This window comes from Undibacterium sp. SXout20W (genome assembly GCF_049340285.1).
GTDB lineage: Bacteria > Pseudomonadota > Gammaproteobacteria > Burkholderiales > Burkholderiaceae_D > Undibacterium.
Genome location: NZ_JBMPPH010000088.1, coordinates 1 through 2,532 on the forward strand (window position 1 = coordinate 1; position 2,532 = coordinate 2,532).

At 43.4% G+C, this 2,532-nt stretch carries 4 protein-coding genes; 3 read left to right on the top strand and 1 reads right to left on the bottom strand.

From position 1 onward, the window contains the following. The first annotated feature begins 118 nt into the window (after nt 1-118). Together ACO0K1_RS19945 and ACO0K1_RS19950 are read left to right on the top strand one after the other, a co-directional pair. Nucleotides 119-364: a hypothetical protein gene (locus ACO0K1_RS19945; protein ID WP_423028923.1), complete on the top strand. Its 246-nt coding sequence runs from the start codon at nt 119-121 to the stop codon at nt 362-364. 179 nt (nt 365-543) lie between these two features. Next, complete coding sequence (locus tag ACO0K1_RS19950; RefSeq protein WP_423028925.1) at nt 544-1,119, top strand: HdeD family acid-resistance protein; 576 nt, start codon at nt 544-546, stop codon at nt 1,117-1,119. A gap of 70 nt (nt 1,120-1,189) precedes the next feature. Here the strand turns inward: ACO0K1_RS19950 and ACO0K1_RS19955 are convergent, their stop codons facing one another. Beyond that, a complete protein-coding gene (locus ACO0K1_RS19955) occupies nt 1,190-1,405 on the bottom strand; it encodes a hypothetical protein (protein WP_423028927.1) in 216 nt (71 codons plus the stop codon). Between the two features lie 164 nt (nt 1,406-1,569). On the opposite strand from ACO0K1_RS19955, the gene ACO0K1_RS19960 reads away from it, so the two are divergent. Further along, on the top strand, nt 1,570-2,418 hold the full coding sequence (locus tag ACO0K1_RS19960; protein WP_423028929.1) for an alpha/beta hydrolase: 849 nt from the start codon (nt 1,570-1,572) through the stop codon (nt 2,416-2,418). Nucleotides 2,419-2,532 lie beyond the last annotated feature (114 nt).

The following is a 2,532-nucleotide window of genomic DNA, read 5'->3' on the forward strand; positions in this document are numbered from 1 at the left end:
TCCAGAGCGCTGGTCTGGTGCGACGCGGGATTGGAAATTGAAGGACGAGGTCTGGCTGAATCCGAAACGAAATCAGGCAGAGGAACTAATGCTAGCAGCATGACTTGACGCGACATCTTTGTTGACACCTACCGGTTTGGATCGTATAAAAGAAAAAATTCAGGAGAAAACAGCTGAAATTCATAACAAGGTCACGGAGACGGAAGCTGATTTCAAATTAAAAAAAGCTGAATCTGAAGCCAAAGCTGCAGAAGATTATGCAGAGCAAGTTCTCTCATTAGCGTTCTACTATTTTGACGAAGCTGAGGTCGCTGCGATCGACGCAATTCTATCTAGACGAACTGTTGATTCGCTTAAAGACTAATCTGACATCAAATATATATTGCAGTGAAACTCAGGCTTCTAACAAAAATTCTATTTTTTTAGAAGTTGGAAACCGTAATTTCACTACTTTATTCCAAGGCTGGGCATTTCCCAGATTTTCCATTCAGGCTCGCAGCAAATGCGAGACCTGTTTATAAATAAATGAAACGTCGTTTTTGAATGGAACAGATTATGTTTGGACTTCAAGATAAGATCGCTGGCTTGCTTCATCGCGCATGGTGGACATTGTTATTGCGCGGTATTTTAGCAATAGGTTTTGGTTTCATGGTATTCAATCTACCGATAATTTCCATCCTGTCGATGGTCCTTTGGTTTGGGTTCTATGTTTTAGGTGATGGCGTTCTCTCTCTGTGGCTTGCGATCACAAGTGATAAAGAAGGGGAGGAGTGGTGGGTACTTTTGCTACGCGCCATTGTGAGCATATTTATTGGTGTCGTCACGTTGATAACGCCAGGCATTACTGAACTTGCTCTGTATTTCTATATCGCCATTTGGGCAATCTCGGCCGGTTTGATGGAGATAAGTATTGCGATTCGATTGCGCAAAGTTATTGAAGGAGAGTGGGTGTTGATTTTGGGCGGTATAACGTTGGTTGCGCTTGGCAGTTTTTTAATTTTACGCCCGATCCTAGGTGTCATCCTCGTAATTAACTTAATCTCGGCATTTTATTTGCTTTACGGATTGACTTTAATTTTCCTGGCAATCAAAGCACGCACATTTTCCCATGATTCCTAAATTGCTTCAAATAATTAAAGTTGGCTTCAATTTCGAAGTACAAGCACATGTTTATGCGATTGTAGTTGCTTCATAAATACTTGGTGCGTCGTTTTAAAACCGAGGCTTTTTTGGGGGCGATAATTTGAGCTTTGATCGCCCTTAAATTATCTCCTTCGCTGATGGCCTCAAATCGCTTTTTCTTATGGAAGAACTGGTGAATTAATCCATTTGTATTTTCATTCGGGGAGCGTTCCCAAGAACAATGCGGGTGGGAAAAATATGCCCAACAAGGCATTACATTCATTATGAACTTTGGGATAGCGCTCAGGACAATTCGACAGTGTGATTTAACTTGGATCTGCTTAATTAGATAGCCAACAGCAGCAATAAGTGATGCGTTGCTATATTTTTTTCCTTATTTGAATTTGTCTTTTTCAATTTTTCGTTTAAAGAGGGAATATAAACTTTATGTTAATTGTACGAAGTGTCACCATTTTTTTGTGTCAGCCTTTACTGCCTGCCCAACGTTTGATCATGCTCACTTTGACCTTGTTGATGGTCCTCTTGGGAAGCTCTATTGCGCATGCTCAGCAATCAGGTTTGCCGTCTGCAAATGTGCCCACGACCATATCGTGGGAGGCTCAACAATTGATGCAATCATTGAGTAAGGTGAATTGGGCATCAGCTCCTGATGTACCAGCTTCGGATGATGTCGCAAATTGGAAGAAGTTGGCTGATACTCTGATTGAAAAGCAAACCCCTGCAGCCGCAGCTGTTGCAACAAATGAACAGGTTAAGCTAAAAGAGATGCTGTTAGGCGGCGTCCCAGTACTGGAAATACTTCCCAAGCGATGGCGAGAAAATCATCGGGTAATCGTATTTTTCCACGGTGGTGCTTATACCTTGAATAGTGCGCGTAGCAGACTGGCTGCAATTCCACCATTGGCCAATGCTACTGGCATGCGTATTATTTCCGTCGACTATACCAGGGCGCCAATCGCTGACTGGCGTGTCATTCAATCCCAGGCGCTTGCCGTGATCCGAGCACTGCTTAAACAAGGATATGCGATGAAGCATATTGCGTTGCTTGGTGAGTCGGCCGGAGGTGGTTTAGCAACATCAACGGCACTCAACGTGCGCGACGCAGGTTTAGGAGAGCCCGGCGCTGTAGTGCTATGGTCACCTTGGGTAGATTTAACTGATGCGGGGGATACCAGCATTACATTAAAAGAAGTTGATCCTATTTTGAATTACGAAAAAGAACTTAAGAGCGCTGCAGATGCGTATGCTGGAACTCTAGCCCTGGGGGTGTCCTGAATTTTGTGTAAACGGGGGTTCAGTTAAACATTCGGCATACGGTCGCCGAACTGGATTGTAAATCGATTCAGCGCTGCTTTCCAATCTCTAATTGGCATTGTCCATTTTTTGCTG

Coding starts and splice junctions, on each gene's coding strand:
- ACO0K1_RS19950 (WP_423028925.1), top strand. CDS start 544: ATGGAACAGATTATGTTTGGACTTCAAGATAAGATCGCTGGCTTGCTT.
- ACO0K1_RS19955 (WP_423028927.1), bottom strand. CDS start 1,405: ATGAATGTAATGCCTTGTTGGGCATATTTTTCCCACCCGCATTGTTCT.
- ACO0K1_RS19960 (WP_423028929.1), top strand. CDS start 1,570: ATGTTAATTGTACGAAGTGTCACCATTTTTTTGTGTCAGCCTTTACTG.